The organism is Ancylobacter radicis (assembly GCF_018449475.1).
Taxonomy (GTDB): Bacteria; Pseudomonadota; Alphaproteobacteria; order Rhizobiales; family Xanthobacteraceae; genus Ancylobacter; species Ancylobacter radicis.
Map to the genome: position 1 here is coordinate 113,050 of NZ_JAHCQH010000021.1, position 26,609 is coordinate 139,658.

Annotated in this window: 26 protein-coding genes, 1 tRNA gene and 1 riboswitch; of the genes, 12 read left to right on the forward strand and 15 right to left on the reverse strand. The window is 67.6% G+C overall.

From position 1 onward, the window contains the following. The first annotated feature begins 93 nt into the window (after positions 1-93). Positions 94-990, forward strand: coding sequence for a dienelactone hydrolase family protein (locus KIP89_RS16735; RefSeq protein WP_213756731.1), 897 nt, complete (start codon positions 94-96; stop codon positions 988-990). Positions 991-996: 6 nt separating this feature from the next. On the opposite strand, the gene KIP89_RS20025 is transcribed toward KIP89_RS16735, so the two are convergent. Together KIP89_RS20025 and KIP89_RS16740 are read right to left on the reverse strand one after the other, a co-directional pair. Further along, on the reverse strand, positions 997-1,167 hold the full coding sequence (locus KIP89_RS20025) for a MarC family protein (protein WP_369807185.1): 171 nt from the start codon (positions 1,165-1,167) through the stop codon (positions 997-999). A 20-nt stretch (positions 1,168-1,187) separates the two neighbouring features. Beyond that, positions 1,188-1,619: a MarC family protein gene (locus KIP89_RS16740; protein ID WP_256441461.1), complete on the reverse strand. Its 432-nt coding sequence runs from the start codon at positions 1,617-1,619 to the stop codon at positions 1,188-1,190. Positions 1,620-1,763: 144 nt separating this feature from the next. Between KIP89_RS16740 and rnhB the strand changes: the two genes are divergently transcribed. Continuing rightward, positions 1,764-2,393: a ribonuclease HII gene (rnhB, locus tag KIP89_RS16745; RefSeq protein ID WP_213756732.1), complete on the forward strand. Its 630-nt coding sequence runs from the start codon at positions 1,764-1,766 to the stop codon at positions 2,391-2,393. Positions 2,394-2,424: 31 nt separating this feature from the next. Here the strand turns inward: rnhB and cydB are convergent, their stop codons facing one another. The 3 genes from cydB to KIP89_RS16760 form a co-directional block, all read right to left on the reverse strand. Then, positions 2,425-3,447, reverse strand: a complete 1,023-nt coding sequence (gene cydB, locus KIP89_RS16750; RefSeq protein ID WP_305825934.1) for a cytochrome d ubiquinol oxidase subunit II — start codon at positions 3,445-3,447, stop codon at positions 2,425-2,427. Between the two features lie 3 nt (positions 3,448-3,450). After that, on the reverse strand, positions 3,451-4,863 hold the full coding sequence (locus KIP89_RS16755) for a cytochrome ubiquinol oxidase subunit I (protein ID WP_213756733.1): 1,413 nt from the start codon (positions 4,861-4,863) through the stop codon (positions 3,451-3,453). A gap of 126 nt (positions 4,864-4,989) precedes the next feature. After that, a complete protein-coding gene (locus KIP89_RS16760) occupies positions 4,990-5,889 on the reverse strand; it encodes a uracil-DNA glycosylase (protein WP_213756734.1) in 900 nt (299 codons plus the stop codon). Between the two features lie 110 nt (positions 5,890-5,999). On the opposite strand from KIP89_RS16760, the gene KIP89_RS16765 reads away from it, so the two are divergent. Continuing rightward, the gene (locus tag KIP89_RS16765) at positions 6,000-7,718 is read left to right on the forward strand and encodes an electron transfer flavoprotein-ubiquinone oxidoreductase (RefSeq protein ID WP_213756735.1); all 1,719 of its coding nucleotides are present in this window, start codon (positions 6,000-6,002) and stop codon (positions 7,716-7,718) included. 61 nt (positions 7,719-7,779) lie between these two features. On the opposite strand, the gene KIP89_RS16770 is transcribed toward KIP89_RS16765, so the two are convergent. Continuing rightward, the gene (locus tag KIP89_RS16770) at positions 7,780-8,241 is read right to left on the reverse strand and encodes a hypothetical protein (RefSeq protein ID WP_213756736.1); all 462 of its coding nucleotides are present in this window, start codon (positions 8,239-8,241) and stop codon (positions 7,780-7,782) included. Positions 8,242-8,591: 350 nt separating this feature from the next. Here KIP89_RS16770 and phnC point away from each other — a divergent pair, with 350 nt between their 5' ends. The 5 genes from phnC (at position 8,592) to KIP89_RS16795 (ending at position 13,991) form a co-directional block, all read left to right on the forward strand. After that, a complete protein-coding gene (gene phnC, locus KIP89_RS16775; RefSeq protein ID WP_213756737.1) occupies positions 8,592-9,437 on the forward strand; it encodes a phosphonate ABC transporter ATP-binding protein in 846 nt (281 codons plus the stop codon). A gap of 14 nt (positions 9,438-9,451) precedes the next feature. Next, positions 9,452-10,453, forward strand: a complete 1,002-nt coding sequence (phnD, locus tag KIP89_RS16780; protein ID WP_213756738.1) for a phosphonate ABC transporter substrate-binding protein — start codon at positions 9,452-9,454, stop codon at positions 10,451-10,453. A gap of 183 nt (positions 10,454-10,636) precedes the next feature. Next, the gene (gene phnE, locus KIP89_RS16785; protein WP_250152582.1) at positions 10,637-11,467 is read left to right on the forward strand and encodes a phosphonate ABC transporter, permease protein PhnE; all 831 of its coding nucleotides are present in this window, start codon (positions 10,637-10,639) and stop codon (positions 11,465-11,467) included. 182 nt (positions 11,468-11,649) lie between these two features. Continuing rightward, positions 11,650-11,889, forward strand: coding sequence for a hypothetical protein (locus KIP89_RS16790; RefSeq protein ID WP_213756739.1), 240 nt, complete (start codon positions 11,650-11,652; stop codon positions 11,887-11,889). Positions 11,890-12,242: 353 nt separating this feature from the next. Beyond that, positions 12,243-13,991 carry an ABC transporter ATP-binding protein/permease gene (locus KIP89_RS16795; protein ID WP_213756740.1) on the forward strand — a complete coding sequence of 583 codons (1,749 nt, stop codon included), beginning with the start codon at positions 12,243-12,245 and terminating at the stop codon, positions 13,989-13,991. Positions 13,992-14,008: 17 nt separating this feature from the next. Here the strand turns inward: KIP89_RS16795 and clcA are convergent, their stop codons facing one another. The 5 genes from clcA to KIP89_RS16820 form a co-directional block, all read right to left on the reverse strand. Further along, a complete protein-coding gene (gene clcA, locus KIP89_RS16800; RefSeq protein ID WP_213756741.1) occupies positions 14,009-15,388 on the reverse strand; it encodes a H(+)/Cl(-) exchange transporter ClcA in 1,380 nt (459 codons plus the stop codon). A 93-nt stretch (positions 15,389-15,481) separates the two neighbouring features. Continuing rightward, positions 15,482-16,435 carry an ABC transporter substrate-binding protein gene (locus KIP89_RS16805; RefSeq protein ID WP_213756742.1) on the reverse strand — a complete coding sequence of 318 codons (954 nt, stop codon included), beginning with the start codon at positions 16,433-16,435 and terminating at the stop codon, positions 15,482-15,484. Positions 16,436-16,510: 75 nt separating this feature from the next. Then, positions 16,511-16,627: riboswitch (TPP riboswitch) on the reverse strand. Between the two features lie 58 nt (positions 16,628-16,685). Then, positions 16,686-18,275, reverse strand: coding sequence for a bifunctional phosphoribosylaminoimidazolecarboxamide formyltransferase/IMP cyclohydrolase (gene purH, locus KIP89_RS16810; protein ID WP_213756743.1), 1,590 nt, complete (start codon positions 18,273-18,275; stop codon positions 16,686-16,688). Between the two features lie 186 nt (positions 18,276-18,461). After that, positions 18,462-19,646, reverse strand: coding sequence for a winged helix-turn-helix domain-containing protein (locus KIP89_RS16815; RefSeq protein ID WP_213756744.1), 1,185 nt, complete (start codon positions 19,644-19,646; stop codon positions 18,462-18,464). Positions 19,647-19,702: 56 nt separating this feature from the next. Then, positions 19,703-20,452 carry an ABC transporter permease gene (locus KIP89_RS16820; RefSeq protein ID WP_213756745.1) on the reverse strand — a complete coding sequence of 250 codons (750 nt, stop codon included), beginning with the start codon at positions 20,450-20,452 and terminating at the stop codon, positions 19,703-19,705. A gap of 190 nt (positions 20,453-20,642) precedes the next feature. On the opposite strand from KIP89_RS16820, the gene KIP89_RS16825 reads away from it, so the two are divergent. Then, positions 20,643-21,479 carry a universal stress protein gene (locus KIP89_RS16825; protein WP_213756746.1) on the forward strand — a complete coding sequence of 279 codons (837 nt, stop codon included), beginning with the start codon at positions 20,643-20,645 and terminating at the stop codon, positions 21,477-21,479. Positions 21,480-21,522: 43 nt separating this feature from the next. Here KIP89_RS16825 and KIP89_RS16830 read toward each other — a convergent pair whose 3' ends face one another. Genes KIP89_RS16830 through KIP89_RS16840 form a run of 3 tightly spaced genes read right to left on the reverse strand, consistent with a single transcriptional unit; the run spans position 21,523 to position 24,541 of the window. After that, positions 21,523-22,581 (reverse strand): response regulator, encoded by a 1,059-nt coding sequence (locus KIP89_RS16830; RefSeq protein ID WP_213756747.1) that lies wholly within the window; start codon positions 22,579-22,581, stop codon positions 21,523-21,525. 20 nt (positions 22,582-22,601) lie between these two features. Next, a complete protein-coding gene (locus tag KIP89_RS16835; protein ID WP_213756933.1) occupies positions 22,602-23,015 on the reverse strand; it encodes a response regulator in 414 nt (137 codons plus the stop codon). A 29-nt stretch (positions 23,016-23,044) separates the two neighbouring features. Continuing rightward, positions 23,045-24,541 (reverse strand): sensor histidine kinase, encoded by a 1,497-nt coding sequence (locus tag KIP89_RS16840; RefSeq protein ID WP_213756748.1) that lies wholly within the window; start codon positions 24,539-24,541, stop codon positions 23,045-23,047. Between the two features lie 220 nt (positions 24,542-24,761). Between KIP89_RS16840 and KIP89_RS16845 the strand changes: the two genes are divergently transcribed. After that, on the forward strand, positions 24,762-25,862 hold the full coding sequence (locus KIP89_RS16845; RefSeq protein ID WP_213756749.1) for a choloylglycine hydrolase family protein: 1,101 nt from the start codon (positions 24,762-24,764) through the stop codon (positions 25,860-25,862). A gap of 93 nt (positions 25,863-25,955) precedes the next feature. Then, complete coding sequence (locus KIP89_RS16850; RefSeq protein ID WP_213756750.1) at positions 25,956-26,105, forward strand: hypothetical protein; 150 nt, start codon at positions 25,956-25,958, stop codon at positions 26,103-26,105. Between the two features lie 28 nt (positions 26,106-26,133). Here KIP89_RS16850 and KIP89_RS16855 read toward each other — a convergent pair. Continuing rightward, a tRNA-His gene (locus KIP89_RS16855) sits at positions 26,134-26,210 on the reverse strand. A 186-nt stretch (positions 26,211-26,396) separates the two neighbouring features. On the opposite strand from KIP89_RS16855, the gene KIP89_RS16860 reads away from it, so the two are divergent. Further along, a complete protein-coding gene (locus KIP89_RS16860; RefSeq protein ID WP_250152583.1) occupies positions 26,397-26,603 on the forward strand; it encodes a DUF4089 domain-containing protein in 207 nt (68 codons plus the stop codon). Positions 26,604-26,609: the final 6 nt, after the last annotated feature.

Sequence of the window (26,609 nt, forward strand, 5' to 3'; positions counted from 1 at the left end):
GTAAAAATACCGCTCCCATATTTCTGATGTGCCGTGCCGGTCGATCCGGGCCATCGTGCCGGTCTCTGACCCAACGGCACGCGGGAGGGCGGCTTGGACCAGCGCATTTTGGACCAGCGCATCATCGATCTCTATGACCGCTTCACTCACGGCCAGATCGGCCGGCGCGACTTCATGGAGCGGCTGGCGGGACTGGCCGGCTCGGTCGCGGCGGCGAGCGCGCTGCTGCCGCTGCTCACCAATGATTATGCCCGCGCCGCTATCGTCGAGGATGACGATCCGCGCCTTGAGATCACCACCCCGACCTATGAATCCGGGGGCACGCGCATCAGCGGCTATCTGGTGAAGGCGAGGCGCGCGGTGGCCAAGCGCCCGGCGGTGATCGTCATCCATGAGAATCGCGGCCTGAACCCGCATATCAAGGACGTCACGCGCCGGGTCGCGCTGGCCGGCTATCTCGCTTTCGGCGTCGATTTCCTCTCGGCCGATGGCGGCACGCCGGAAAATGAGGACCGTGGCCGCGAGATGATCGCGGCGCTCGACCGCCCGACCACGGTGAGGCGCGCGGTAGATGCCGTGACTTTCCTCGCTGCGCACCCGGACTCCACGGGAGCCGTCGGCGCCGTTGGCTTCTGCTGGGGCGGGGCGATGGTGAACCTGCTCGCGCAGGCGAGCCCCCAACTGAAGGCGGGCGTCGCCTATTACGGCATGCAGCCGCCGCTGGAGCGCGTGCCCGACATCAAGGCCGCGCTGCTGCTGAACTATGCGGGGCTCGACAACCGCATCAATGAGGGCATTCCGGCCTATGAGGAGGCGCTGAAGAAGGCGGGCAAGGACTACACGATCTATGTCTATGAGGGCGTCAACCACGCCTTCAACAACGACACCAGCCCGACCCGCTTTGATCCCGCCGCCGCAGAGCTCGCCTGGGGCCGCACGCTCGACTTCTTCGCCAAACATCTCGGCGCCCCGCCGCCGGTGGAAACCTGAGCGGGGTCAGATCGGCGGCAGCTTCAGCCAGTCGGCGGCGGCGCTGAGGCCGAGATCGACGGCGAGCGCCGCCAGGATCATGCCCATCACGCGGCTGATGATCGAGGCGCCACCGCGCCCGATCAGCCGCCCGAGCGGGCCGGCGGCGAGCATGATGGCCAGGGTAATCAGCAACACGATGCTGAACACCAGAATGGTCAGCGCCCGATCGGGAAGTTGTGCCGGGCATTGTCGGTCAGAACCACCGCCGCCAGCATGGCGCCGGGGCTGGCGATGGAGGGGATGGCCAGCGGATAGATGGCGATCTCCATCGGGTTGGTCTCGCTCGGGGCCTGCGCGTCGGTGTGGCTCTTGCCGTGGATCATGGTGAGGGCAAAGAGAAAAAGTACGATAGCACCGGCGATCTGGAAGGAATGGATGGAGACATCCATCGCCCGCAGCAGCCAATGGCCGGCCATGGCAAAGAATACCAGCACGCCGAAAGATACCAGCGTCGACAGTATGGCGGCCTTGCGTCGGGAGGCGGCGTCGAGCGTCGCGGTGACGGCAAGGAAGACCGGAAGCGTGCCGAGCGGGTCGATCACCACCCACAGCGTCACGAATTCCTCAAGGCGTTCCGACAGATTCATAAGGCTCCCCCGCCGATCATGGCAGCCTTAAGCGCAATCCGGCGCCTTGCCAATGGTGGCGTTGCGTCCCTCGCGACGGCCCGGCATGGTCCGCCGAGCCTCCCATCGGGGAGTGAGTCGCCATTCCCTATCGTCAGGATCGCCATGGCCGAACCCCGCTGCAAACCCGATTTCAGCCATGAGCGCGCCGCCTGGGCGGCCGGCGAGGTGCCGGTGGCCGGCGCCGACGAAGTGGGGCGGGGCCCGCTTGCCGGGCCTGTCGTGGCCTGCGCCGTGGTGCTGGATCCCGAGCGTGTGCCGGAGGGGCTGGACGATTCCAAGCGGCTGAGCGCGGCCCAACGCGAAAGACTTTTCGAGGTGATCTGCGCCACCGCCGAGGTGTCCCTCGCCTTCGCGCCGCCCGCCCGCATCGACACGCATAATATCCGGCAGGCGACGCTGTGGGCGCTGGCGCGCGCCACGGCGGGGCTACCGCGCGCGCCGCGCCTCGTGCTGGTCGACGGCAATGATCTGCCACCGGTCGGCTGCGCGGCGCGAGCCATCATCGGGGGGGATGGGCTGGTCGCCTCCATCGCCGCCGCCTCCATCGTCGCCAAGGTGACGCGCGACCGGCTGATGGCGTCGCTCGGGGTCGCCCATCCCGGCTACGGCTTCGAGCGGCATATGGGCTATGGCACGCGCGAGCATCAGGCGGCACTGGCAGAACTCGGCGTGTGCCGGCACCATCGCACCTCTTTCGCCCCGATCCGGGCGCGGATGCTGCCGGCCGAGTGACCCGGCCGGACCGTCGCCAGAGGGCTGAAGGCTAGTGGTAGCCTTCGCCCTCGCGCACCTTGCCGCGGAACAGCCAGTATACGAAGGCGATGTAGCCGAGCACGATCGGCAGCATGAAGACAGTGCCGATGAGCATGAAGATCTGGCTCGCCGGTGCGGCGGCGGTCTGCCAGACGGTCAGGCTCGGGGGCACGAGGTTCGGGAAGATGGAGATGCCGATCCCGAGATAGCCGAGCAGGAACAGGCCGATGACGCCGAAGAACGGTCTATTCTCGCGACCCTCGTTCAACCAGCGCCACACGAACCAGGCCAGCAGCAGCGTGACCAGCGGGATCGGCGCGAGGTAGAACAGGTTCGGCGTAGTGAACCAGCGGTCGGCGATGCGCGGGAAGGCGATGGGCGTCCAGAGACTGACCACGCCCATGAAGATTAGCACCGCCGGCAGCAGCAGCTTGGCGTGGGCACGGGCGTGGCGGGCGGCGGCGCCTTCGGTTTTCATCACGAGCCAGACGGCGCCGATCAGCCCGTAGCCGGCCACCACGCCGAAGCCACAGAAGAAGGCGAAGGGCGTCGCCCAGTCCAGCGGCCCGCCGGCGAAGGCGTTGTTCTCCACCTTGATGCCCTGCACGAAGCCGCCGAGTAGCACGCCCTGGAAGAAGGCCGCCAGCGTCGAGCCGCCGGCAAAGGCGATGTTCCACAGGAAGCGGCTGGTATCGGCCACATGGCGGAATTCGAAGGCGACGCCACGAAACACCAGCGCCAGCAGCATGAAGATCACCGGCAGATACAGCGCCGGCATCACAATGGAATAGGCGAGGGGGAAGGCGACGAACAGGCCGCCGCCGCCCAGCACCAGCCAGGTTTCGTTGCCGTCCCAGAACGGGGCGACCGAGCTCATCATCTGGTCCTTTTCCACGTCGCTTTTGGCGAAGGGGAACAGGATGCCCATGCCGAGATCGAAGCCGTCCAGCACCACATACATGGCGATCGCTACTGCCAGCAGCAGGGACCAGATGACGGGCAGGTACCAGGTCATGCCGACGCTCAAGTCCATGGCTCATTCCCCCGGAGCGTTGATGGCGGCGCGGGTGGCTTGATGCGCCGAGGCGATGGGGCGGCTGGGCAGGCCCTCCTCGGGCGTGTCGATCGCGACGTCCTGGGGGCCGCGGGCGATGAGGCGGTTGATGTAGTAGATGCCGCCCGAGAACACGATGCCATAGACCAGTACGAAGAGGGCGAGTGTCGTGGCCACCGCCCAGCCGCTGACCGGCGAGATGGCGTCCACCGTGCGCAGGATACCGGTGGCGACCCAGGGCTGGCGGCCGACCTCGGTGACGAACCAGCCGGACAGGATGGCGATGAAGCCGAGAGGCCAGACATGCTGGAGCGGCGCCAGGAACCAGTCCGTCTCGAACAGGCGCCGCCGCCAGAGTAGCCAGGCGCCGAACCAGCCAATGGCGATCATAGTGACGCCGATGCCGACCATCACGCGGAAGGCGAAGAAGGGGATTGCCACCGGCGGCCGGTCGTTCGGGGCGTATTCCTTCAGGCCCGGAAATGTGCCGTCCCAGCTATGGGTGAGCAGCAGGCTGCCCAGATGCGGGATGGCGATCTGGTAATCATTGCGCTCCGCCGCCTCATTGGGGATGGCGAACAGTACCAGCGGCACGCCCTTTTCGCCCGGTTCGTTCTCCCAATGCGCTTCCAGCGCCGCGATCTTGGCGGGCTGGTGCTCCAGCGTGTTGAGGCCGTGTGAATCGCCGATATAGGCCTGGAGCGGGGCGAGGATGGCGATGAGGCCGAGGGCCATGCGCATCATGGTGCGCGCATCCTCGCCATAGCGGCCCTGATAGACATAGCGCGCGCCCACCGCCAGCACGACGAATGCGGTCGTGAGGTAGCAGGCGGTTACCATATGAGCGAAGCGGTAGGGGAAGCTGGGGTTGAAGATGATCGCCAGCCAGTCGACCGGATGGGCGATGCCGTTGATCACCTCATGGCCGGCCGGGGTCTGCATCCAGCTATTGGCGGAGAGGATCCAGAAGGCCGACAGCGTGGTGCCGAACGCCACCATGATGCAGGCGAAGACATGCAGCCCGCGCGGCACCTTGTTCCAGCCGAACAGCATGATGCCGAGGAAGGTCGCCTCCAGGAAGAAGGCGGTCAGCACCTCATAGCCGATCAGCGGGCCGATGACGTTGCCGACGACGTGGGAGAAGTGGCTCCAGTTCGTGCCGAACTGGTAGGAGAGCACGATTCCCGAGACCACGCCCATGGCGAAGGACACGGCGAAGATCTTGGTGAAGAAGCGCGCGATGCGGTGATAACGCTCCGCCCCGGTGGCGATCCACAGCACTTCCAGCGTCGCGATATAGGCGGCGAGGCCGATGGTGAAACCGGGGAAGATGACGTGGAAGGAGATCGTGAAGGCGAACTGGATTCGCGCCAGAAAGACGGGATCGAATTCCATCGGGCTCCCCATGCTTGTCGCCGCGGGTCAGCGGATGACGCAGCGACACTAAGCCCGGCACGGCTACGATGGAATGACTCAAATTCGGCATTCTGCTCAATTCGCACGGAGGGGTGTTACAATACCTCAATCGCGAGGATGCGCCGGCTCCTGCGCCAGCCGCGCCTCGATGGCGAGCAGGTCGCGCCAAGCCATGCGCTTGCCGAGCGGCGTGCGCAGCAGATAGGCCGGGTGGAAGGTGGCGAGCGCCGGAATGACCCGCGTTCCCGTGTCATAGCTCAGCCAGCGGCCGCGCGCCTTGGTGATGCCTTCGCCAATGCCCAGAAGGGTTTGCGCCGAGGGGCCGCCCAGGCAGACGAGGATGTCGGGGTTCGCCAGCTCGATCTGCCGGCGGATGAAGGGCAGGCAGATCGCCGTCTCCTGCGGGGTCGGCGTGCGGTTGCCCGGCGGGCGCCAGGGCACGACATTGGCGATATAGGCGGTGGTCCGGTCGATGCCGATGGCCGCCAGCATGCGGTCGAGCAGCTTGCCGGAGCGGCCGACAAAGGGCTTGCCCTCAATGTCCTCGTCGCGGCCCGGCGCCTCGCCGACCAGCATCAGCCTGGCCTTCGGATTGCCGTCGGCGAACACCAGCCGGGTCGCCGTGTGCTTCAGCGGGCAGCCGTCAAACCCTTCCAATAGCTCGCGAAGTGCCTCCAGCGTCGGGGCCGAGGCGGCCGCCTCGCGGGCGGCGATGGCGGCGATGTCGGGCGGGGGCGGGGCATCGCCCGCCGATGCCGGCGCGGCGGGTGCGGCCGGGCGGGAGGTATTATTTACCGGTCTGGCGGGTGCGGAGGAAGGTGCGGAGGCGGTGGCGGCGGGCCGTGAGTCGGGCGCCGGCGGGCGGGGCCGGACGAGGGTACGCTCGCGGGCGCTTTCCTCGAAACGGTCCACCGGCGCCTCGCCCAGCGCGACATCGACGCCCGCCTCCACATGGAAGGCGAGGATGTCGGCAATCGCGTCGCGCTCGTTAAGTCTCGGGTCCATAAGGGCCTTCTTGCATCCAAGGGATGACCTTATCGCGCCGCGGCATGGTTGTCAGGGGGCGGCAAGCGTGGAAGAAGTCCAGAGAACATGCGGGAGCGCCGGAGGCAGCTATGGACGCGGCGGATTTGCCGGATCGCGAGGCGATGGAATTCGATGTCGTCATCGTCGGCGCGGGGCCGGCGGGGCTGGCGGCGGCGATCCGGCTGAAGCAGATCAATGCCGATCTCTCGGTCGTGGTGGTGGAGAAGGGTTCGGAGGTGGGCGCCCACATCCTCTCCGGCGCGGTGATCGATCCCATTGGTCTGGATAGGCTTTTTCCCGATTGGCGGGAGGATTCCGACGCGCCGCTGAAGACGCCGGTCACCGATGACCGCTTCTATCTGCTCGGCCCCGCCGGGGCGCTGCGCCTGCCCAACGCGCTGATGCCGCCGCTCATGAGCAATCACGGCGCCTATGTCGGCTCGCTCGGCAATGTCTGCCGCTGGCTGGCGGCAAAGGCCGAGGCGCTTGGCGTGGAAATCTATCCCGGTTTTGCCGCCGCCGAATTGCTGGTCGATGAGGCCAGTGAGGTGGACAGTCAGGCCGATGAGGCCGGGGAATCGGCCGGTGCGACTAAGGCCGGCCGTATCGTCGGCATCGCCACCGGCGACATGGGGATCGGCCGTGACGGGGAAATCACCGACCGCTTCACCCGCGGCATGGAGCTGCGCGCGAAATACACCCTGTTCGCGGAGGGTGCGCGCGGCCAGCTCTCCAAGCAGCTGATCGCCCGCTATGGCCTCGGGGAGGGGCGCGAGCCGCAGAAATTCGGCCTCGGCCTCAAGGAGCTGTGGACCGTGCCGCCGGAAAAGCACCGGCCCGGCCTTGTGCAGCACTCCTTCGGCTGGCCGCTCGACAACGCCACCGGCGGCGGCTCCTTCCTCTACCATATGGAGGACAACCAGGTGATGGTGGGCTTCGTCGTCCACCTCAACTACGCCAACCCGTATCTGTCGCCGTTCGAGGAATTCCAGCGGTTCAAGACCCACCCGCTGGTGCGCGAGACGCTGACGGGGGGCAAGCGCATCTCCTATGGCGCGCGCGCCATCACCGAAGGCGGCTGGCAGTCGGTGCCGAAGCTGGTCTTCCCCGGCGGGGCGCTGATCGGCTGTTCGGCCGGCTTCATCAATGTGCCGCGCATCAAGGGCAGCCATAACGCCGTGCTCTCCGGCATCCTCGCCGCCGAGGAGACCGCTGCCGCGCTCGCCGCCGGGCGGGAGCATGACGTGCTCGCCGGCTATGAGGCCGCCTGGCGCGGCTCCGACATCGGCCGCGATCTGTGGAAGGTGCGCAACGTCAAGCCGCTCTGGTCGAAGCTCGGCACCTATGCCGGCATCGCGCTGGGCGGGCTCGACATGTGGCTGAACACCGCTCTCGGCGTCTCGCCCTTCGGCACGCTGAAGCATGGCAAGGGGGACCATGAGACGCTGAAGCCGGCGGCTCAGTCCCGGCGCATCGACTACCCGCGCCCGGACAACATCGTCTCCTTCGACCGGCTCTCCTCGGTGTTCCTGTCCAACACCAATCACGAGGAAGACCAGCCGGTGCATCTGAAGGTCGCCGACATGGCGCTCCAGAAGGCCTCCGAGCACGATGTCTATGCCGGCCCGTCCTATCGTTACTGCCCGGCGGGCGTCTATGAGTGGGTGGAGAAGGATGGCGAGGCGGTCTATGTGATCAACGCGCAGAACTGCGTGCACTGCAAGACCTGCGACATCAAGGACCCCAACCAGAACATCACCTGGGTCGCCCCGGAAGGCGGCGGCGGGCCGAACTACCCGAATATGTGAGGGGGCGGGGCGTTGGCGCCCCTTCGGACCATGCCGCCGGGCCTTGCGGCCGCCAGCCGGCTCAAAACAGGCTGAGCAGGAAGGTCGCGAGCAGTATGATCGCGGCCCAGAGGTCGGAGAACATGGCGACGTTCTCGCGCATGTTGCGGTGCGGGCGGCGGGCGTGGTTGATCCCGGCGAGGCCGAGGAACAGGCCGCCGACCAGCGCCACCGGCAGCACCCAGGCGGAGAAGGCGAGCGACAGCAGGCCGGTAAAGCCGATCGCGACATTGGCGAAGCCGAGTTCCTGCGCCAGCACATGAGCGCGCGGCTCGTCGATGCCGAGAATGCCCTTCACCGTGAAGGCGGGTTTCCAGATCTGCGTGATGCCGGCCAGCAGCAGGCGCACGCCCACCGCCCAGAAGGCGAACCATTTGATCGACACCACCAGGAAGGCGCCGATGCCGCTGGTCGTGGCCAGCTCCCCGGCAATGCTGAGAACCGGCAGCACCACCATGGTGAGCAGAATGATCGCGTAATACATGCGTCCCCCGATACAAGCGTGCGTGCGGCGCCGCGCACGGCGCGCGCCTCTTCCCGTGTCGCGCCCGACGGCGCGCGCCCCGCGCCATGGTGGGCGCCGGGGCGGCGGGGGTCAATGCGGGGAGGATGGAACCCCGGATTCAAGCCGGGGACCGGGAGGCCGGGCATCGCTTTTGACGACACACGCGAATTTCCGTCGTGCTTTCGTCATCCATGCTGCGGCGCACAGGGCGTGCGGAACCTTGCCGGGATTGAGGCGGGGAGGTTCATTGAAACGTTACGTAAGGTTCATCGACGTGTCATCCGTCGGGGCTACCCCAAGCCGGTCTTTCACAGGCCGGCGGAGATCCGATGGCGGCAGCCCTTCAACTCGACCGCGTGAGCAAGACCTACGGCGCCATGCGCGCGGTGGAGGATGTCTCGCTCATCATTCAGCCGGGCGAGCGCGTGGCGCTGATCGGCGCGTCGGGCTCGGGCAAGTCGACCCTGATCCGCCTCGCCGCCGGGCTTATTCTGGCTGATCCGCACGGGCAGGGCACGGGCGCCGTCCACTCCTTTGGCGTGAAGGTGCAGGAGGGCGGCCGGCTCGCTTCCGAGGTGCGCGCGGCGCGCCGCCATATCGGCCTCGTGTTCCAGCAATTCGCGCTCGCCGGGCGCATGTCGGTGCTGACCAATGTGCTGGTCGGCGCGCTTGGGCGCATCAGCGTGCTGCGCGGCACGCTCGGCCTGTTCAACGAGGATGAGCGCCGCACCGCCTATGCCGCGCTGGCCGAGGTCGGCATCGCCCAGCACGCCGCCAAGCGGGCGCGCGAACTCTCCGGCGGCCAGCAGCAGCGCGTGGCGATTGCCCGCGCCCTCGTGCAGGGCGCCAAACTGGTGCTGGCGGATGAGCCGATCGCCTCGCTCGACCCGAAATCGGCCAAGCGGGTGATGGACACGCTGGTGACGATGAGCCGCGACCACGGCATCGCGCTGGTCGTCTCGCTGCATCAGGTGGACTACGCCACCGCCTATTTCGACCGCGTGGTGGCGATGAATGCCGGCCGCGTGGTGTTCGACGGCCCGGCGTCGCAGATCAACGCCGCTTTCCTGACCGAGCTCTACGGCGCCAGCGCCGAGGAGCTGATCCTGCCCAGCCAGTTTGTCGTCGGTGCCTCCGTGCCCGCCGAGATCCCCGTTACCCAGACCGTATCCTGACAGGAGCGACATCCATGAAGCGCATTCTCGCGGCCGGCCTCGTGCTCGCCGGCCTGACCGCCCCGCTGGCGGCGCAGGAAGTCAAGGAGCTGAACTTCGGCTTCATCTCCACCGAATCCTCGGCCAACCTCGCCAAGAGCTTCGAGCCCCTGCTCAAGGACATGGAAAAGGCGATCGGCATTCCGGTGAAGCCCTTCTTCGTCGGCGACTATGCCGGCGTGATCGAGGGCATGCGCTTCAAGAAGGTCGACGTCGCGTGGTTCGGCAACAAGTCGGCCATGGAAGCGGTGGACCGCTCCAATGGCGAAGTGTTCGTCAAGACCGCCAAGCCGGACGGTTCCTCGGGCTACTACTCGCTGATCGTCACCAATGTCGATCGCAGCGACATCAACAACCTCAAGGACATCCTCGACTGCTCGAAGGGTTACAACTTCGGCAATGGCGATCCGAACTCCACCTCGGGCTTCCTGGTCCCCAGCTACTATGTGTTCGCCCTGAACAATGTCGACCCGACCAAGTGCTACAAGCGCGTGGTGGGCGGCAATCATGAAGGCAACCTGCTCGCGGTCGCCAACAAGCAGGTCGACTTCGCCACCAACAACACCGAAAACGTCTCGCGCCTCCAGCAGACCCGCCCGGCGGACGCGGCCAAGATCAAGGAAGTGTGGCGCTCGCCGCTGATCGCCGGCGACCCGATCGTGTGGCGCAAGGACCTGCCGGCCGACCTCAAGGCGAAGATCTACTACTTCTTCATGAGCTATGGCCGCCTCGGCACCCCGGAAGAGATCGAGCATGCCCGCGCGGTGCTCGCCAAGACCTCGGACGGCTGGGGCCCCTTCCTCGCCTCCTCCGACGCCCAGCTGATCCCGATCCGTCAGCTCGAACTGTTCAAGGCGAAGGTCAAGACGCAGAACGACGACAAGCTGTCGGCTGACGAGAAGGCCGCCAAGGTCAAGGAAATCGACGCCAAGCTCGCCGCTCTCGAAGACGAGATGAAGAAGCTGCCGGCGATGTGATCGGGCGGGGCCGGCCGACGCCGGCTCCACCTTTTCCTCACGCGACACGTCATCCCGGACGGCCCGCGCGCCGCGCCGGGATGACGCCACGACAGAGTTACCGACGACAGAGCTACCGACGACAGAGCTACCGGGAAGCGTCCCGGCCCACCGGATGCGCCTCCCGCCGGCGATGACGCAGGAATGACCGAGATGACCGCCGCCGACCTCGCCCACCGTTCCGCCGAACGCACCCTGCCGGCCCCGCCGCAGACGCCGTTCACCACGCAACTCTTCCGCCTCGCCCTCGCGGCGCTGACGGTGACGGTGCTGGTGTTCGCCTGGTACGAGGCGGAGATGAACCCGGCGCAGCTGGTGCGCGACGCCGGCAACATGGCGACGCTCGGCGCCGATTTCCTGCGCCCGGACTTTTCCGACTGGGACGTCTACGTCAACGCGATGCTGGAAACGCTCGCCATCGCCATCTGGGGCACGGTCCTCGCGGTGATCGCCGGCATTCCCTTCGGCATCCTCTCGGCCGACAATGTGGTGCCGCGCTGGGTCGCCTTCCCGATCCGCCGGATGATGGATGCCTGCCGCGCCATCAACGAACTGGTGTTCGCGCTGATCTTCATCGCCGCCGTCGGCCTCGGCCCCTTCGCCGGCGTGCTGGCGCTGTTCATCCACACCACCGGCGTGGTCGCCAAGCTGTTCTCCGAGGCGGTCGAGGCGATCGACCCGGCCCCGGTCGAGGGCATTCGCGGCACCGGCGGCACCTGGCTTCAGGAAATCATCTATGGCGTGCTGCCGCAGGTGATGCCGCTGTGGATCTCCTATGCGCTGTACCGCTTCGAATCCAATGTCCGCTCGGCGACCGTGCTCGGCATCGTCGGCGGCGGCGGCATCGGCATGACCTTCAACGAGACGATGCGCGGCTTCCTCTATTCGCAGGCCTCGGCGATCCTCATCATGGTGGTGATCACCGTCTCGCTGCTCGACATGATCAGCCAGAACATCCGCAAGCGTTTCATCTGAGGCGCGCGGCGAACGGCACCTGACGCAGCGGGCAGAAGCTTTTCATTCTGCCCTAACGTCATGAATTATATGTATTTTTTGTCATAAACTTCAGCGTTTCGTGAACCGCTCTGGCACGACGCCGTGCGTTTCCGACATGCTCCGTGTGGGCGCGATGACGCCCCCAACACGGAGCACGTGACATGACCCGCCTTGCTCTCGCCGCCACGCTGATCGCGGCCCTTGCCCTGCCGGCACTTGCCATCTCGCCCGCCGCCGCCAAAGGCCGCTCCAAGGATGAGCGGAAGGATTTCTGGCAGACGCTGCACCAGGAAGCCGAACCCTGGAAGGCGGCGTTCGGCATGGACCCTGGCCCCACCGCGCCGGCCGGCGCCCCGGCCGCCCACGCCGCGAAAGCCGCGCCTCTCCATCCCGCCGGCTGACCGCCGGGCGCGGGGCGGGCGCAGCAGCTCCCGCCCCGCCACGACTGGACGCCAAGCGGGTGGGGACATCGTGTTCGGCGCCATGGCCATAACCTTGCTCGGCTTCCCCGATGGCGTGAACTGCTGAGTGCCCCCCGGGTGCCGGGAGGGCTGGGGCCGCCCGTCCGGTGTTCCCTTACGGCGCATCGGGAGGGGCGCTCCCGTGTAATCGGCGGCCGTTTTGCTTTCCAAAGTTTAATCCATTCGCCACGATCCCGGCGGTATTGCTTCGGCTAATGGTCGAACGGCGTCAGACGCCGGCCTGTCCAAGCATTCCTCTTTGCCCAAGCATTCCCCTGCCGGAGATCCCCATCTTGCGCGCCATTCTCTCCCTGCTCGCCGATGTCTGGCGGCTGTCCATTCCCTATTTTCGCGGCGAGGACAAATGGCGCGGCGGCGCGCTGCTGGCGGCGGTGGTCGCGCTGGAAGTGGGCTGGGTCTACGCCACGGTGCTGATCAACACGTGGAACGCGGCGTTCTACAACGCCATTCAGGAGAAGGATTACCCCGCCTTCACCCACCAGCTCTGGCTGTTCGCCTTCTATGCGGCGGCCTCCATCGCCATCGCGGTCTACCAGATCTATCTGCGCCAATGGCTGCAGATCCGCTGGCGCACCTGGATGACGGACAAGTACCTCTCCGCCTGGCTGGCGAACGAGACCCATTACCGGCTGCGGCTGAAGGGCGACCTCGCGGATAACCCCGACCAGCGCATCGCCGACGACATCAACGCCTATATCTCGCAGACCATCAGCATCTTCATCGGCCTGCTCAATGCGGTGATGACGCTGCTGTCCTTCGCGGTGATCCTGTGGGGGCTGTCGGGCGATTTCGCCTTCAACCTGTTCGGCGGGGAGTGGCGTATTCCCGGCTATCTGGTCTGGGCCGCCTTCGCCTATGCGGCGCTCGGCACCTTCCTCGCCCATCTCATCGGCCGGGTGCTGGTGAAGCTGAATTTCGACCAGCAACGTTTCGAGGCCGATTACCGCGTCGACCTCGTCCGGGTGCGCGAGAATGGCGAGCAGATCGCGCTGATGCAGGGCGAGAAGGTCGAGCGGGCGCGGCTGCTCGATCGCTTCGGCCATGTCGTGCACAATTACTGGGGCATCATGATCGCCCAGAAACGGCTGACCTGGTTCACCGCCGGCTATGGCCAGCTCTCGGTGATCTTCCCCTTCGTGGTGGTGGCGCCGGCCTATTTCGCCGGCACCATCCAACTCGGCCAGCTGATGCAGACCGGCTCCGCCTTCGGCCAGGTGCAGGGCTCGTTCTCCTTCTTCATCAACGCCTATTCGACGCTCGCCGAGTGGAAATCGGTGGTCGACCGTCTGATCGGCTTCCAGCGTTCGGTCGAGCACACCCAGGCCGAGACGCTGCGCGGCGCCTACCGCCAGGTGCCGGCGCAGGGCGGCGCGCCGCTGATGGTGAGCGACATGGAGGTGCGTCTGCCGGACGGGCGGGCGCTGCTGAGCGTCGAGGCGCTCGGCGTGCAGCGCGGCGAGCGGGTGCTGCTCACCGGGCCGTCCGGCTCCGGCAAGAGCACGCTGCTGCGCGCCATTGCCGGCATCTGGCCCTATGGCCATGGCGAGGTGGCGGTGGCGCCGGGCGGGCGCGTGCTCACTCTGCCGCAGCGGCCCTATCTGCCGGTCGGCTCGCTGCGCGGGGCGCTGGCCTATCCCGATCCGATGGAGCGTTACAGCGACGAGGAGCTGCGCGAGGCGCTGGAGGCGGTCGGCCTGCCCGATTTCGCCGGGCGGCTCGACGAGCGGGGACTGTGGCCCTCGATCATGTCCGGCGGCGAGCAGCAGCGCCTCTCGGTCGCCCGCGCGCTGCTGGTCAGGCCCGACGTGCTGCTGCTGGACGAGGCGACGTCCGCGCTCGACGAGGCCAGCGAGGGGGCGCTTTACCGCATGCTGCGCGAGCGTCTGCCGCAGACCGCGCTGCTCTCGATCGGTCACCGCTCGACGCTGATCGAGCTGCACGAGACCCATATCGCGCTGGAACGCACGGTGGACGGGCCGGCGCGGCTCGCCCTCGTGCCGCCGCTGGCGGCGGCGCAGTAGGCGCGGGGGATGATGGCTCAGCCGCGCAGCGTGTTGTCGATGCCGCCCCCGGCGGCGGCGCCGTCATCGAGGCGGGCGGGCGGGCGCGCGGGGTCGGCGGTGCGGGTCGCCTGCCGCGCCTTCGCCTCCATGGCGAGGGTGCGCTCCAGCAGGATCTCATAGATCGGCCGGTTGCCGAGCCAGAGCGCGACCATGTTGGCGGTGATGGTGGTGAGCATCACCGGCATCAGCGCGGTGTAGGCGCCGGTCAGCTCCATCACCAGCACCATGCCGACCAGCGGCGCGCCGATGGTAGCGGCGAACAGCCCGCCCATGGCGGCGATGGCCAGCACCACCTCCATCCGGTCCGGCAGCGGCAGGACGAATTCCAGCGCCGCGCCGTAGCAGAGCCCGATGGTGGTGGCGAGCGCGAGGATCGGCGCGAAAATGCCGCCGGCGACGCCGGTGGCATAGCTCGCCATGGTCATGACGAAGCGCAGCAGCACGATGAGCGCGAGCGCCAGAACGGTGCGGTGCTCCTGCGCGAGCTGCACGGCGAGCAGTTCCCCGCCCTGCGTCGCCTCGGGCAGAGCGAACATCAGCACGCCGACAATGAGGCCGACCCCCAGCGGGAACAGGTAGAAGGAGCTGCGCTGGCCGAGCGCGCGCACATGGTCGAGCGACCAGATCAGCGTACGGTTGAAGAAGGTGCCGACCACGCCGAGGATCAGCCCGAGCCCGGCAAAGGCCGGCAGCAGGGCGAGCGGCAGCGTGTCTACGGCGAGCCGCATATAGGGGATGTCGCCGGTGAACATCTGGGTGACCACGGCGGCGAAGAAGGAGGCCAGCACCACGCCGATATAGGTGCGGGCGCTGTAGGGGAATTGCCGGCGGGTTTCCTCGATGACGAACAGCACGGCAGCGAGCGGGGCGTTGAAGGCGGCGGCAAGGCCGGCGGCGCCGCCGGCGGCGAGCAGGCCGCGCATGTCCTGCGAGGTCATCTTGGTGAGGTCGGCCGCCGCCTTGGCGACCGAGGCGCCCATATGGATGGTCGGCCCCTCGCGCCCGAGCACCATGCCGGAGGAGAGCGCGAGCAGGCCGCCGACGAACTTCACCGGCAGCACGCGGTGCCAGCGCACCTCGCGCAGCCCCTCCATCGCGCCCTCGATTTCCGGCACGCCGGACCCGCCCGCCTCCGGCGCGAAGCGGCGCACCAGGAACAGCGAGGCGACCGCCATGCTGGCGCCGATCAGCGCGGCGGCGAGGTAGAGCGGCGCGCCGGTGAGGCCGAGATCGCCCGACAGGTAAGCCGGCCAGGCGGCGCTGAGCCATTCCACGCCGAGATGGAAGGCGGCCCCTATGACGCCGACCACGGCCCCCACCAGAACCGCCACGCCGTAATAGAAGCCGTTATGCATGTGCTGCCCCGTCCTGCGCTACCCGTTGGGGTTAGCATCACCGGGCGGGGGGGAAAAGCGCCGGCGGGCACATTCGCCGGCCGGCGCGACGCCTTACTTGATCGCGGTGGCGTAGGCCGAGACCGGCTCGACCGTGTCGATCAGCTTGTGGCTTTTCATGAACTCGGCGAAGCGCGCATAGCGGCCCTCGTCCAGCGCGGCCGGGGCGTGGGAGAAGCGGCGCAGCGTGTCCGTCCAGGCGGTGCGGTTCAGCTCGTCGTCGAGCTTGGGGTTGGCCTTGACGAACACGCCCCATGCCTCGTCCGGGTGGTTGAGGATGTAGATGGTGGCTTCCTCCACGGCGGCGAGGAAACGCTTGAGGCGGGGATCGCCGACCTTGTCCTTGTGGGTGACATAGATCAGCTCGTCGAACACCGGGACGCCATGCTCCTCGGGGAAGAAGGCGATGCCCTCCTTGCCTTCCAGCCGGATCTGGGTGAGCTCGAAATTGCGGTAGGCGCCGATCACCGCGTCGACCTTGCCGGCCACCAGCGCGGGCGAGAGGGCGAAATTGACGTTGATCAGGGTGACGTCCGAGGCCTGAAGCCCGGCGCTGGCCAGCATGGTGATCAGCAGCGCGTCCTCAAGGCCCGCCACCGAATAGCCGACCGTCTTGCCCTTGAGATCGGCGATCGACTTCACCGGCCCGTCCTTCAGCGCCACCAGCGCGGTGAGCGGGGTGGAGATGAGCGTGCCGAAGCGGATGAGCGGCAGGCCTTCCTTCACCGACAGATAGATGTTCGGCTGGTAGCTGACCGCGACATCGGCCTGCCCGGCGGCGACGAGGCGCGGCGGGGCGGAGGGATCGGAGGGCGGGATCAGGTCGACGTCGAGCTCGTGGGCTTTGAAGAAGCCCTTCTCCTGCGCGATGATCAGCGGCGCGTGGTCCGGGTTGACGTACCAGTCGAGCAGGACGGTGAGCTTGTCCGCCGCCCGCGCGGGGGCGCTGGCGAAGGGGGCGGCGGTGAGGGCCAGCGCGAGCGCGGCCGCGGCGATTTTCGTGAACATGGATCTCCTCCCGTGTTGGAGATCCGGCGCATGAGCTGTCGGGGGAATCCGGCGCGGTCTGTCCCATCGGACAGGGTCCCGCCGTCGCTCCGTCCCTTCGCCGGCATGACCCGGATCAGGTTCAAAGGGTCTGGCGGTTGCCATCTCAGCCCCTTGGCCCGTTCGGGCCGCGGGACACCCCTCGGACGCGCAAAGACTAGCAGAGCGGGTATGCCACGGCAAATCAGCGGCGGTGGCGGCGCGAGCCCACTCAGTGGCGGAAGTGGCGCACGCCGGTGAACACCATGGCGATGCCCGCCGCATCCGCCGCCGCGATGACATCGGCGTCGCGGATCGAGCCGCCCGGCTGGATCACCGCCGTCGCCCCCGCCTCGATGGCGGTGACGAGCCCGTCGGCGAAGGGGAAGAAGGCGTCGGAGGCGACCACGCAGCCCTTGGTCAGCGGCTCCGCGAGGCCCGCCGCCTCGGCCGCGTCGATGGCCTTGCGCGCGGCGATGCGGGCCGAATCGACCCGGCTCATCTGCCCGGCGCCGATGCCGACGGTGGCCAGATCCTTCGCGTAGACGATGGCGTTCGACTTCACATGCTTGGCGACGCGGAAGGCAAAGGCGAGGTCGGCCAGTTCCGTGTTGGTCGGGGCGCGCCTGGTGACGACCTTGAGCTCCATGTCATCCACCACCGCATTGTCGCGCGACTGCACCAGCAGCCCGCCGGCCAGCGACTTCACCGCGAGGCCGCCCGCGCGGGGGTCCGGCAGCGAACCGGTGACCAGCAGGCGCAGATTCTTCTTGGCGCCGACAATGGCGATGGCTTCCTCGGTCGCGTCGGGGGCGACGATCACCTCGGTGAAGATGTCGACCATGGCGCGGGCGGCGGCCGCGTCGAGCGTGCGGTTCATCGCGACGATGCCGCCAAAGGCCGAGGTCGGGTCGCAGGCCAGAGCCTTGCGGTAGGCTTCTTCAAGGGTGGCCCCTTCCGCCACGCCGCAGGGATTGGCGTGCTTGACGATCACCACCGCCGCCGCGCGGGCGGGGTCGAACTCGGCGACCGCCTCGAAGGCGGCGTCGGTGTCGTTGAGGTTGTTGTAGGAGAGCGCCTTGCCCTGGATCTGCCGGGCGGTGGCGACGCCCGGACGGGCCGCGCCGCCGGCATAGAAGGCCGCGCTCTGGTGCGGGTTCTCGCCATAGCGCAGCGCCTCGGCCAGCGTGCCCGTGAACAGGCGGGTCTGCGGCGCATCTTCCTCGGCGATCTTGGCGAACCAGGTGGTGATCGCCGCGTCATAGGTGGCGGTGCGGGCATAGGCGCGCTGGGCAAGGCCCCGGCGGGTGAGGAAGCGCGTGCCGCCATGGGCGGCAAGGTCGTCGAGCACGGTCTGGTAATCGCTGGGATCGACGACCACCGCCACATCGGCGTGGTTCTTGGCGGCGGCGCGGATCATCGCTGGGCCGCCAATGTCGATATTCTCGACGCAGTCATCATAGTCGCCGCCGCGCGCCACGGTCGCCTCGAACGGGTAGAGATTGACCACGACGAGGTCGATCGGGGCGATGGCGTGTTCTTTCATCGACGCCTGATGCTCGGCATTGTCGCGAATGGCGAGGATGCCGCCATGCACGGTCGGGTGCAGCGTCTTCACCCGCCCGTCCATCATCTCGGGAAAGCCGGTGAGGTCGGCGACGTCGAGCACTTTGAGCCCCGCTTCCGCCAGCGCCTTGCGGGTGCCGCCGGTCGAGACCAGCTCGACGCCATGGGCGGCAAGCGCCTGCGCGAAGGCGACGAGCCCGGTCTTGTCGGAGACGGAGAGCAAAGCGCGGGCGACGGGGCGGACATCGGTGGTCATGAGCGGCCATTTCGTGACGGGAAGAACAGGGCGCCGCCCTATCACGTCTGCGCCCGCGCGTGAACCAGCGAGCGGCGGGAGGCTGGGCTGCGCGGGGCGGAGGACGCCCTCCGCCGCCGCTGTCGAGGTTATTGCTCTGACGCATTTTCTTCATGCGAACCGGAATCCACTTCGCTTGAAAATGCTTTACGCGCCGCGCCAGCCGTCGAGATAGACCGTGCGTTCCACCCCGGCGAAACGGCCGAGGCGGGCGAGCTCGGCGTCGAGCGCCTCCAGTCGGCCCTTGGTGGCGCGCAGCCCCGGCTCCAGCCAGAGCCGGCGCACCTCCAGCGTGCCGGCCTTGCGGTCCGCCTTCATGTCGATGCGCCCGATCAGCCGGTCGCCCTCCAGAAGCGGGAAGACGTAATAGCCATAGACGCGCTTGGGTGCCGGCACGAACACCTCGATGCGGTAGGAAAAGCCGAACAGCCGCTCCGCCCGGTTGCGGTCGCGCAGCGCCGGATCGAACGGGTTGAGCACGCGCAGCCGCGTGGGCGGCGCGGGCAGGGCGGCGAAGGCCGCGCCGGCACCGGCAAAGGCGTGGCTGGCCCGCTCGCGCCCATCGGCGCAGGTGATGAGCACGGGCTCCAGCCGGTCGCGGTTGGCCTCCACCCAGGCTTTCGCCTGTTCGGGCGAGACCAGATCCCAGAAGGCGGCGATCTCGCCATGGGTGGCGAAGCCGAGCCGTTCCAGCGCGGCGGTGCAGGCCCAGTCGAGGAAGGCGGCGGGGTCGATCTCAGGCTCCCGGTGGCGGGCCGGGATGACCCGTTCGGTGAGGTCATAGACCTTCTGGAAGCCCTCGCGCGCGGCGATGGCCAGCGCCCCGGTGCGCCAGTGATATTCCAGCGCGGTCTTTTCCGGGTGCCAGTTCCACCAGCCGCCGGGCGGGCGCTTCTCCGCCTCGAAATGGCGGGCCATCAGCCGGCCCTCGCTGCGCACCCGCTCCAACACATGGTCGACATAACCTTCGAAGCCGTTCTCGTGCCAGCTCCGCCAGCGCGTCGCCAGCGTCGCCCGCTCCTGCGCGAAGCGGTGCTTCCAATAGGGGAAGAAGGCGGTGGGGATGATCGCCGCGTCATGGGTCCAGTGCTCGAACAGCGCGCCGTCGCTCTCCAGCAGGGCGGCGAGGTGCTCGCGGCGATAGGACGGGTTGCGGGCGAACAGGATGTGGTGATGCGCCCGCTCGACCGTGGCGATGCTGTCGACCTGCACGAAACCGAGCTGGGTGACGAGATCGAGCAGCCCCGCCTTGCCCGCCGGCGCGCGTTCGCTTAGCCCCTGGGTGGCGAGGAAGACGCGGCGGGCATCGGTGTTGGCGAGGCGAATCGTCATGCCTCAGTCTGACGAAGTTCTCGCTTCGTTCCAAGCGGATCAGCGCGTTCCCGCGCTCAACGGGCGGTTTCCGGCGCCCAGGGCAGCAGGCGGGTGAGCGCCCGGTCGACCAGCGCGAACAGGGTCAGCGCCACGGCCAGCAGGATGGCCAGTGCCGCGAACACCATGTCGGTCTGCATCCGCGCATTGGAATAGAGCATGAGATAGCCGAGCCCGGCCGAGGCGCCGACCCATTCGCCGACCACCGCGCCGATGGGCGCCACCGCCGTCGCCACCCGCAGGCCCGAGGCGAGCTGGGGCAGGGCGGCGGGAATGCGGATGAAGCGCAGCGTCCCATAGGTGCCGGCGCCGCCGAGCCGGGCGAGATCGACCAGCCCCTGCTCGGTGCGGGCCAGCCCGTCATGAAAGGCCGAGGCGACGGGGAAGAAGATGATGAGGCTCGCCATCACGATCTTGGAGGCGAGGCCGAAGCCGAACCAGATCACCAGCAGCGGGGCGATGGCGAAGACCGGCAGCGCCTGCGCCACCAGCAGCACCGGGCGCATGGCACGGCGGGCGAGCGGGGAGGACGCCATGGCGAGCGCGCAGGCGATGCCGAGCGCGGAGCCGCAGAGCAGGCCGAGCAGCATCTCGCCCAGCGTGATCAGCGCGTTCTGCCCGAGGATGGCGGCATTGTTCCAGCCGGTCGTCGCAATGCGCAGCGGCCCGGGCAGGATATAGGCGGGAATCGCCAGCAGCCGCACCGTGGCTTCCCACAGGCCCAGAAGCACAAAGCTGATGGCGAGCCCGCGCCCGATTCCGGCCATGCGGTGAATTCCTAGATGAGGGTCTTTCCTTATAGTGGCGGCGGCGGGGCTGCGCGAGGGTGGTCTCGCGCGGCTCGGGGGCGGCGCGCCCGGACGACCTGCCGCAGCGGCACTGCGAGGCTTGACGTCCATCAACAGCGCGTCACTTGTTTGAGCCTAAGCTAATCAAAAGCAAGGAGTGGAGACGCCCATGATCAAGGACATTCTCGTCAGCCTTCGGGTCGGGACCGGCCCCGACGCCACGGTCGATTACGCGGTTTCGGCCGCCATGACCCTCAACGCCCATCTCACGGGCGTGGCGGTGAGCTATGAGATCGACATTCCGCCGGTCTACACGGAGGCCTTCTCCACGGACTTCCTCGAAGCCCAGCGCGCCGAGAGCCAGAAGCTCGCCCGGCATGCCATCGATTATTTCGGCGAGGCCTCGCGCTCGGTCGGGCTGACCGGCGAGGTACGCACCATCGACGGCACGCCCGGCGGCGCGGCCGAGCAGATCGGCATCATGTCGCGGCTCTACGATCTCACCATTGTCGGCCAGGCCGACCCGGAGAAGATGGGCGCCGAGGAAGTGATCGCCGAGGCGGTGATGTTCGATTCCGGCCGCCCGGTGCTGCTGGTGCCGCGCAAGCAGCAGAAGCCGTTCTCCGCCAAGCGCATCCTGGTCGCCTGGGATGGCGGCCGCTCGGCGGCCCGCGCGGTGGCCGAGGCGCGTCCGCTGCTCGCCCATGCCGACCTTGTCGAGGCGGTGGTGGTGGAGAGCGGGCGCACCCGCAAGCCCGGCCTGCTGCCCGGCGCCGACCTCGCCCGCCATCTCGCCCGCCACGAGAAGACGGTGGAACTGCGCCGCCTTGTGCCGGCCTCCGATGAGAGCATCGTCGACGTGATCCTCAAGGAAGTCGCCACGCGCCACATCGACATGGTGGTGATGGGCGGCTACGGCCATTCGCGGCTGCGCGAATTCGTGCTCGGCGGCGTCACCCGCGACATGCTGGAGCGCATGCCGGTGCCGCTGTTCCTGGCGCATTGACCGATCGGCCGCGCCGCCTCCGGGTGGCGCGGCCTCCGGCCTGTTACGCCGGTTCCGCCTCCGGCAGCGGGAAGGTGACGGCGACGCAGGTGCCGCGCGGGCGCGGGCGCCATTCCAGCGTGCCGTTGATGCTGCCCGCCATGGAGCGCACGATCCGGCTGCCGAGCCCGCTGCCCAGCGGCTTGCCCTCGCCATTCCAGCCGATGCCGTCATCCTCCACCGCGATCTCGGCGGCATGGGCGGCGACATCGACCGACAGGCGCACGCGGACCTCGCCGGCGCCATCGGGGCCATAGGCATATTTGAAGGCATTGGTGACGAGTTCGGCCACCATCACCCCGACCGGCACGGCGCGGTCGGTCGGCAGGATCAGGTGATCAGTGGTGAGGCTGAGCTGCGAAGTGTGGCCGGCCTGGCGCATGGAGGCGCCGATATCCTCGATCAGCCCGTGCAGATATTCGTCGATCGCCACCACCCGCACATCGGCGGAGGTGTAGAGGCGGCGATGCACGCCGGCGATGGCGAGAATGCGCGCCTGCGTTTCGGCCAGCGCGGCGCGGCACTCCTTGTCCTCGATGGCGTTGGATTGCAGGCGCACCATGGCCGAGACCATGGCGAGGCTGTTGGCGACGCGGTGATTGACCTCGGCGAGCAGCGCCTCAGCGCGGTCGCGGGCCTCGCGCACTTCCTGCTCGGCCTGTTCCTTGGCGCGGCGCAGCCGGGCGGTCTCGATCGCCTGGTCGATGGCGGAGACCAGCAGCTCGATGAACTCGACCTCGATGGTCTTCGGCACATAGTCGACGGCGCCGGCCTTGAGCGCCTGCACCGCGACCGTGGTCTCGGCGGAGGCGGTGACATAGACCACGGGCGGGGCGCCGGGGCGCCCGCGCAGCGCGCTCAGCACGTCGAGGCCGGTGCCGGTCGGCAGGAAATGGTCGAGCGCGACGACATGGATGCCGCCTTCGTCGATGCGCCGCAGTCCGCCCTCCGCGTCAGCCGCGAGTTCAACCTCGTAACCGCGCCGGGTAAGTCCCTTCTGCACCAGACGCGCCATGCCCGGATCATCGTCGATGTAGAGCACGCATTGCACGCTGGCGGGCATGGATCAGGTCGTTTCGGGGATCAGGTCGTTTCGGGAACTTGCATGACGGAGAAGAACAGCCCGAGCTGGCGGATGGCGTGGGCGAAGCTCTCATAGTTCACCGGCTTGGTGATGTACACATTCGCCCCGAGGTCATAGCAACGCTGGATTTCCCGCGCGTCGTCGGTGGTGGTCAGCACCACAACCGGGGTGCGCTTGGTGTGCGGGTTGCTCTTTACCTTTTCCAGAATCTCGATGCCGGTCATGTCCGGCAGATTGAGGTCAAGCAGGATCAGCAGCGAGCGGCTCTTGCTGACCTCGCCCGAGGCATCGGCCCCGAACAGATAGGCCAGCGCCTCCGTGCCGTTGCTGAAGGGCAGGATGGCGTTGTTCACGCCGGCGCGGCGGATGTTCTTCTCGATGAGGCGGGCGTGACCCTCGTCATCTTCGATCATGATGATGGTGACGGATTTGGCGTTGTCGGTCACGCGGCCACACTCCTCGCTACAGCCCGCGGATGGGCGGGCACACTCAGCGTGAATACGCTGCCCTGTCCAAAGGTAGAGTTAAGTGAGATATCGCCGCCAAGGTTCCGTGCCAGGGTGCGCACATGGGCGAGGCCGATGCCTTCGCCCGCCTGATCCTGCTGGCCGGAGCGGCGGAACAGCTCGAACACGCGCTCATGGTCCTGCGCGTCGATGCCCCTTCCATTGTCCTCGACGGCGATGTCGACGAGGCCCCCCGGCCGCGACGTCGCGCGGATCGAGATGCGCAGCGGCACGCCGCGGCGGCGGTACTTCACGGCATTGTCGAGCAGATTGCCGATGATCTGTTCCAGCGACAGCTTGTCGGCGACCAGATTCGGCACGCGCACATCAATGGCGATCTCGCCATCGGCTTCGCTGACCTGATGCTGGACCGCGGCGGCGGAGGCGGCCAGCAGCGCCTTCAGGTCGATGCGCTCGGGCTTGAGCGCGCGCCGCCCCTCGCGCGAGAGCTTGAGGATGGCGTTGATCAGTCCGTCCATCTTGCGGGTGGATGAGCGGATGAAGCCGAGCGCCTCCGGCAGATCCTCGCGCGCGGCAAGGCGGACGGCTTCCAGATCCGTGGTGTTCTCGTCGCCGTCATGGCGGTCTACGAAGCCCTGCAGCGTCGCCACGCTCTGCTCCAGCTCGGAGGTGAAGCCCATGATGTTGACCAGCGGGGCGCGCAGATCATGCGTCACGATATAGGCGAAACGCTGGATTTCCTCATTGGCCCGGCCGAGCTCGGAGGTGCGCTCGCGCACCCGCTCCTCCAGGCTGGCGTTGAGTTCCTCGATCTCCTGCCGCGTCTGCGCGATCTGGCGCAGATAGACGAATATGGTAGCCATGCCGGCGATGGTGACGGCGAGGACGAACAGGCCGCCGACCACCGACACCCACCACAGCGCGTCGGCGCTTGAGGCCTGCCGGGCGTTGATGCTCTGGAGGCGCGTCTCGACTTCCTCGATGATGTCGCGGAAGGCGGCGCGCGCCTCATCCATCAGTTCCTTGCCGCGATCGGTGCGCACCTCCTCGACGGCGGCCTGAACCTGTCCGGCCTGCGCCATGTCGATGGTGCGCTGGAGCTCGGCGACCTTGGTCTGCGCCGTGGTGACGAGCGACGGTGCGAGCCGGCTGGCCACCGGATCGGCGTCCGCGGCGCGGGTGAAGGTCTCGACCTGGGTGCCGAGCCGCTCGACCGCCTGCCGGAAGGGGGCGAGATAAGCCTCGTCGCTGGTCAGCAGATAGCCGCGCTGGCCGGTTTCCGCATCCTGAAGCAGCGAGCGCAGATCGACCGTCGCCGCCCGCAGCCGGCGAATTTGCTGCACCTCGGTGACGAGGTCCTGCGTGCGCTGGACCAGCCAGACATTGCTCACCACCACCGCCGCGAGCGCGAACAGGCCGAGGGCGAGCAGGATCAGGGTCGAGAGAATGAAGGAACCACGCGATATCGGCATGAAGGCTCCGGCAACGGAAGTGTGATGAGCATGGACGATTGCCGATGAACATCAACCTGTATGAAGGTGGGCCGGCCCCACGGGGCAGCGGCTTTCCGGCCGCCGAAACCTCCTCGCGGGGGCCCGTCCGACCGGCCCATACACGTCGCCTTCATGGATGAGCGTCACGTTGAGCGTTCGCATGATGTAGCGAAAAACGGACAAAACAGGAGGTAACGCCATGATGCGTCTGGTCGCGACCACGCTTTCCCTGCTCGCCATGGTCAATGCGGGCATCGCCTGCACCGCCGTCGATCTCATTGCCGCCGACAAATCGGTGATCGCCGGGCGCACCATGGAATGGGCCTATGACATGAAATGGACGCTGGTGAGCCAGCCCAAGGGCACACCGCTCACCCTCGTGGCGCCCAAGGCGGCCGGCCTGCCGAACGTGACGGTGACGACCAAATATGCCGTGGTCGGGGTGAGCGCGGGCATCATCCCCGGTGGCGCGCTGCTCGACGGGCAGAACGCGCAGGGCCTCTCGATGAGCGCCAATTTCCTGCCCGGCTTCACCCAGTACCAGACCGTGACGGCGCAGGATAAGCAGTACCAGTCGGTGCTGACCTTCGGCTCCTGGGCGCTCGGCAGCTTCGCCAGCGTGGCCGAGCTCGAACCGGCGCTGAAGACGATGAAGGTGTGGGCCGATGCCTCGCTGCCGAGCGGGCCGACGCCGCCCACGCTGCATTTCGTCTTTGTCGACCGCAGCGGCGCGGGCATCGTGGTCGAATATGTCGATGGCGAGGTGCGCATCCACCAGAATGCCGCCCATGTGCTGACCAACGCACCGACCTATGACTGGCACCTGAACAATCTGCGCAACTATCTGAGCCTGTCGACCGTCGCGGTGGCGCAGCGCCAGGTCGGCACGCTTAATGTGACCGAGCTCGGCGCGGGTGGTGGCGGTCTCGGCCTGCCCGGCGACTACACCCCGCCCTCGCGCTTCGTGAAGGCGGCCTTCCTGCGCCATTACGCCGAGCAGCCGAAGGACGCGGCCGGCGCGGCGCAGATGGTCGGTCACATCCTCAACAATGTGGACATTCCCGTCGGCATCGCCCAGTTCAAGAACCCGGACGGGTCGCTGGGCTCCGACTACACCCAGTGGGTCGTGGTGAAGGATCTCACCAACAACCGGCTGAGCATCGCCAATTACGCCAACCGGCTGAACTATCTGACGATCGAGCTTGATCCGCTGTTCGCGCAGGATACGCCGGGCGCGAAGCTGGTGGACGATCTGCCCTATCCCAGGCCGGTGGCGGCGCCGGGCCTGCTCGCGCCCTGAACCAAGAGTGATCGGCGGCGCGGAGCGTTCCGCGCCGTCTGGCCGCTCGCTTGCATGGCTGATGGCGTCCTTGCAGCAGGGAGCGCGAAGGTCATGTCGGCCGAGGAAGCCCACGCGACGGATGAATTCGCCGTCGCCTATGCCCGCAAATACGGTTCGCGCCTGCGCGTGCGCGCCGATATCTGGCTCAAGCTGAAGGAGGCAGGGGCGGATACCTCGCTCTATATCTGCGTGACGCAGTAGAGCGCCCGCAAGCGGGTATCCTGATTTCTGGTACAGCTGGGTGGGCTCGAACCACCGACCTCCGGTTCCACAGACCGGCGCTCTAACCAACTGAGCTACAGCTGCGTGCCAGAACGGCGCGGAACCTAATTGCGCGGCCCCCGCTTGGCAAGAGCGCCTGTGCGTAGTTCTGCCCCGCAGGCCCGGACATACACAGGCGGATGGGCGTGCAGAGGGCCTTCATGGTGAAAATGAAGGCTTGTCCGCTTTACTTGCATGCAATCTAATGCCGCCGAACAGGCGGGGGGCGCGATGGACGGGACGGGCGAGAGGGACGACCGGGCCCGCGCGACGGGCGCGCTTCTGGATGGCGGGCTGGCGTTGCAGGGATTGCCGCTGGAAGAGACGCTGCGCCCGCGCGTGGTGATGCATCTGGAGACCGCCATCGCCATGGCCGCTCTGGTGGCCGGTTTCGCTCTGCCGGACGATGCCGAGCCGGCGCCCGTCTATCGCCCATGAGAGCGC

Excerpts from the sequence above, each read along its gene's own strand:
- KIP89_RS16740 (WP_256441461.1), bottom strand. The coding sequence starts at position 1,619 with ATGAATCTGTCGGAACGCCTTGAGGAATTCGTGACGCTGTGGGTGGTG.
- rnhB (WP_213756732.1), top strand. The coding sequence starts at position 1,764 with ATGGCCGAACCCCGCTGCAAACCCGATTTCAGCCATGAGCGCGCCGCC.
- cydB (WP_305825934.1), bottom strand. The coding sequence starts at position 3,447 with ATGGACTTGAGCGTCGGCATGACCTGGTACCTGCCCGTCATCTGGTCC.
- KIP89_RS16755 (WP_213756733.1), bottom strand. The coding sequence starts at position 4,863 with ATGGAATTCGATCCCGTCTTTCTGGCGCGAATCCAGTTCGCCTTCACG.
- KIP89_RS16760 (WP_213756734.1), bottom strand. The coding sequence starts at position 5,889 with ATGGACCCGAGACTTAACGAGCGCGACGCGATTGCCGACATCCTCGCC.
- KIP89_RS16765 (WP_213756735.1), top strand. The coding sequence starts at position 6,000 with ATGGACGCGGCGGATTTGCCGGATCGCGAGGCGATGGAATTCGATGTC.
- KIP89_RS16770 (WP_213756736.1), bottom strand. The coding sequence starts at position 8,241 with ATGTATTACGCGATCATTCTGCTCACCATGGTGGTGCTGCCGGTTCTC.
- phnC (WP_213756737.1), top strand. The coding sequence starts at position 8,592 with ATGGCGGCAGCCCTTCAACTCGACCGCGTGAGCAAGACCTACGGCGCC.
- phnD (WP_213756738.1), top strand. The coding sequence starts at position 9,452 with ATGAAGCGCATTCTCGCGGCCGGCCTCGTGCTCGCCGGCCTGACCGCC.
- phnE (WP_250152582.1), top strand. The coding sequence starts at position 10,637 with ATGACCGAGATGACCGCCGCCGACCTCGCCCACCGTTCCGCCGAACGC.
- KIP89_RS16790 (WP_213756739.1), top strand. The coding sequence starts at position 11,650 with ATGACCCGCCTTGCTCTCGCCGCCACGCTGATCGCGGCCCTTGCCCTG.
- clcA (WP_213756741.1), bottom strand. The coding sequence starts at position 15,388 with ATGCATAACGGCTTCTATTACGGCGTGGCGGTTCTGGTGGGGGCCGTG.
- KIP89_RS16805 (WP_213756742.1), bottom strand. The coding sequence starts at position 16,435 with ATGTTCACGAAAATCGCCGCGGCCGCGCTCGCGCTGGCCCTCACCGCC.
- purH (WP_213756743.1), bottom strand. The coding sequence starts at position 18,275 with ATGACCACCGATGTCCGCCCCGTCGCCCGCGCTTTGCTCTCCGTCTCC.
- KIP89_RS16815 (WP_213756744.1), bottom strand. The coding sequence starts at position 19,646 with ATGACGATTCGCCTCGCCAACACCGATGCCCGCCGCGTCTTCCTCGCC.
- KIP89_RS16820 (WP_213756745.1), bottom strand. The coding sequence starts at position 20,452 with ATGGCCGGAATCGGGCGCGGGCTCGCCATCAGCTTTGTGCTTCTGGGC.
- KIP89_RS16825 (WP_213756746.1), top strand. The coding sequence starts at position 20,643 with ATGATCAAGGACATTCTCGTCAGCCTTCGGGTCGGGACCGGCCCCGAC.
- KIP89_RS16830 (WP_213756747.1), bottom strand. The coding sequence starts at position 22,581 with ATGCCCGCCAGCGTGCAATGCGTGCTCTACATCGACGATGATCCGGGC.
- KIP89_RS16835 (WP_213756933.1), bottom strand. The coding sequence starts at position 23,015 with ATGATCGAAGATGACGAGGGTCACGCCCGCCTCATCGAGAAGAACATC.
- KIP89_RS16840 (WP_213756748.1), bottom strand. The coding sequence starts at position 24,541 with ATGCCGATATCGCGTGGTTCCTTCATTCTCTCGACCCTGATCCTGCTC.
- KIP89_RS16845 (WP_213756749.1), top strand. The coding sequence starts at position 24,762 with ATGATGCGTCTGGTCGCGACCACGCTTTCCCTGCTCGCCATGGTCAAT.
- KIP89_RS16850 (WP_213756750.1), top strand. The coding sequence starts at position 25,956 with ATGTCGGCCGAGGAAGCCCACGCGACGGATGAATTCGCCGTCGCCTAT.
- KIP89_RS16860 (WP_250152583.1), top strand. The coding sequence starts at position 26,397 with ATGGACGGGACGGGCGAGAGGGACGACCGGGCCCGCGCGACGGGCGCG.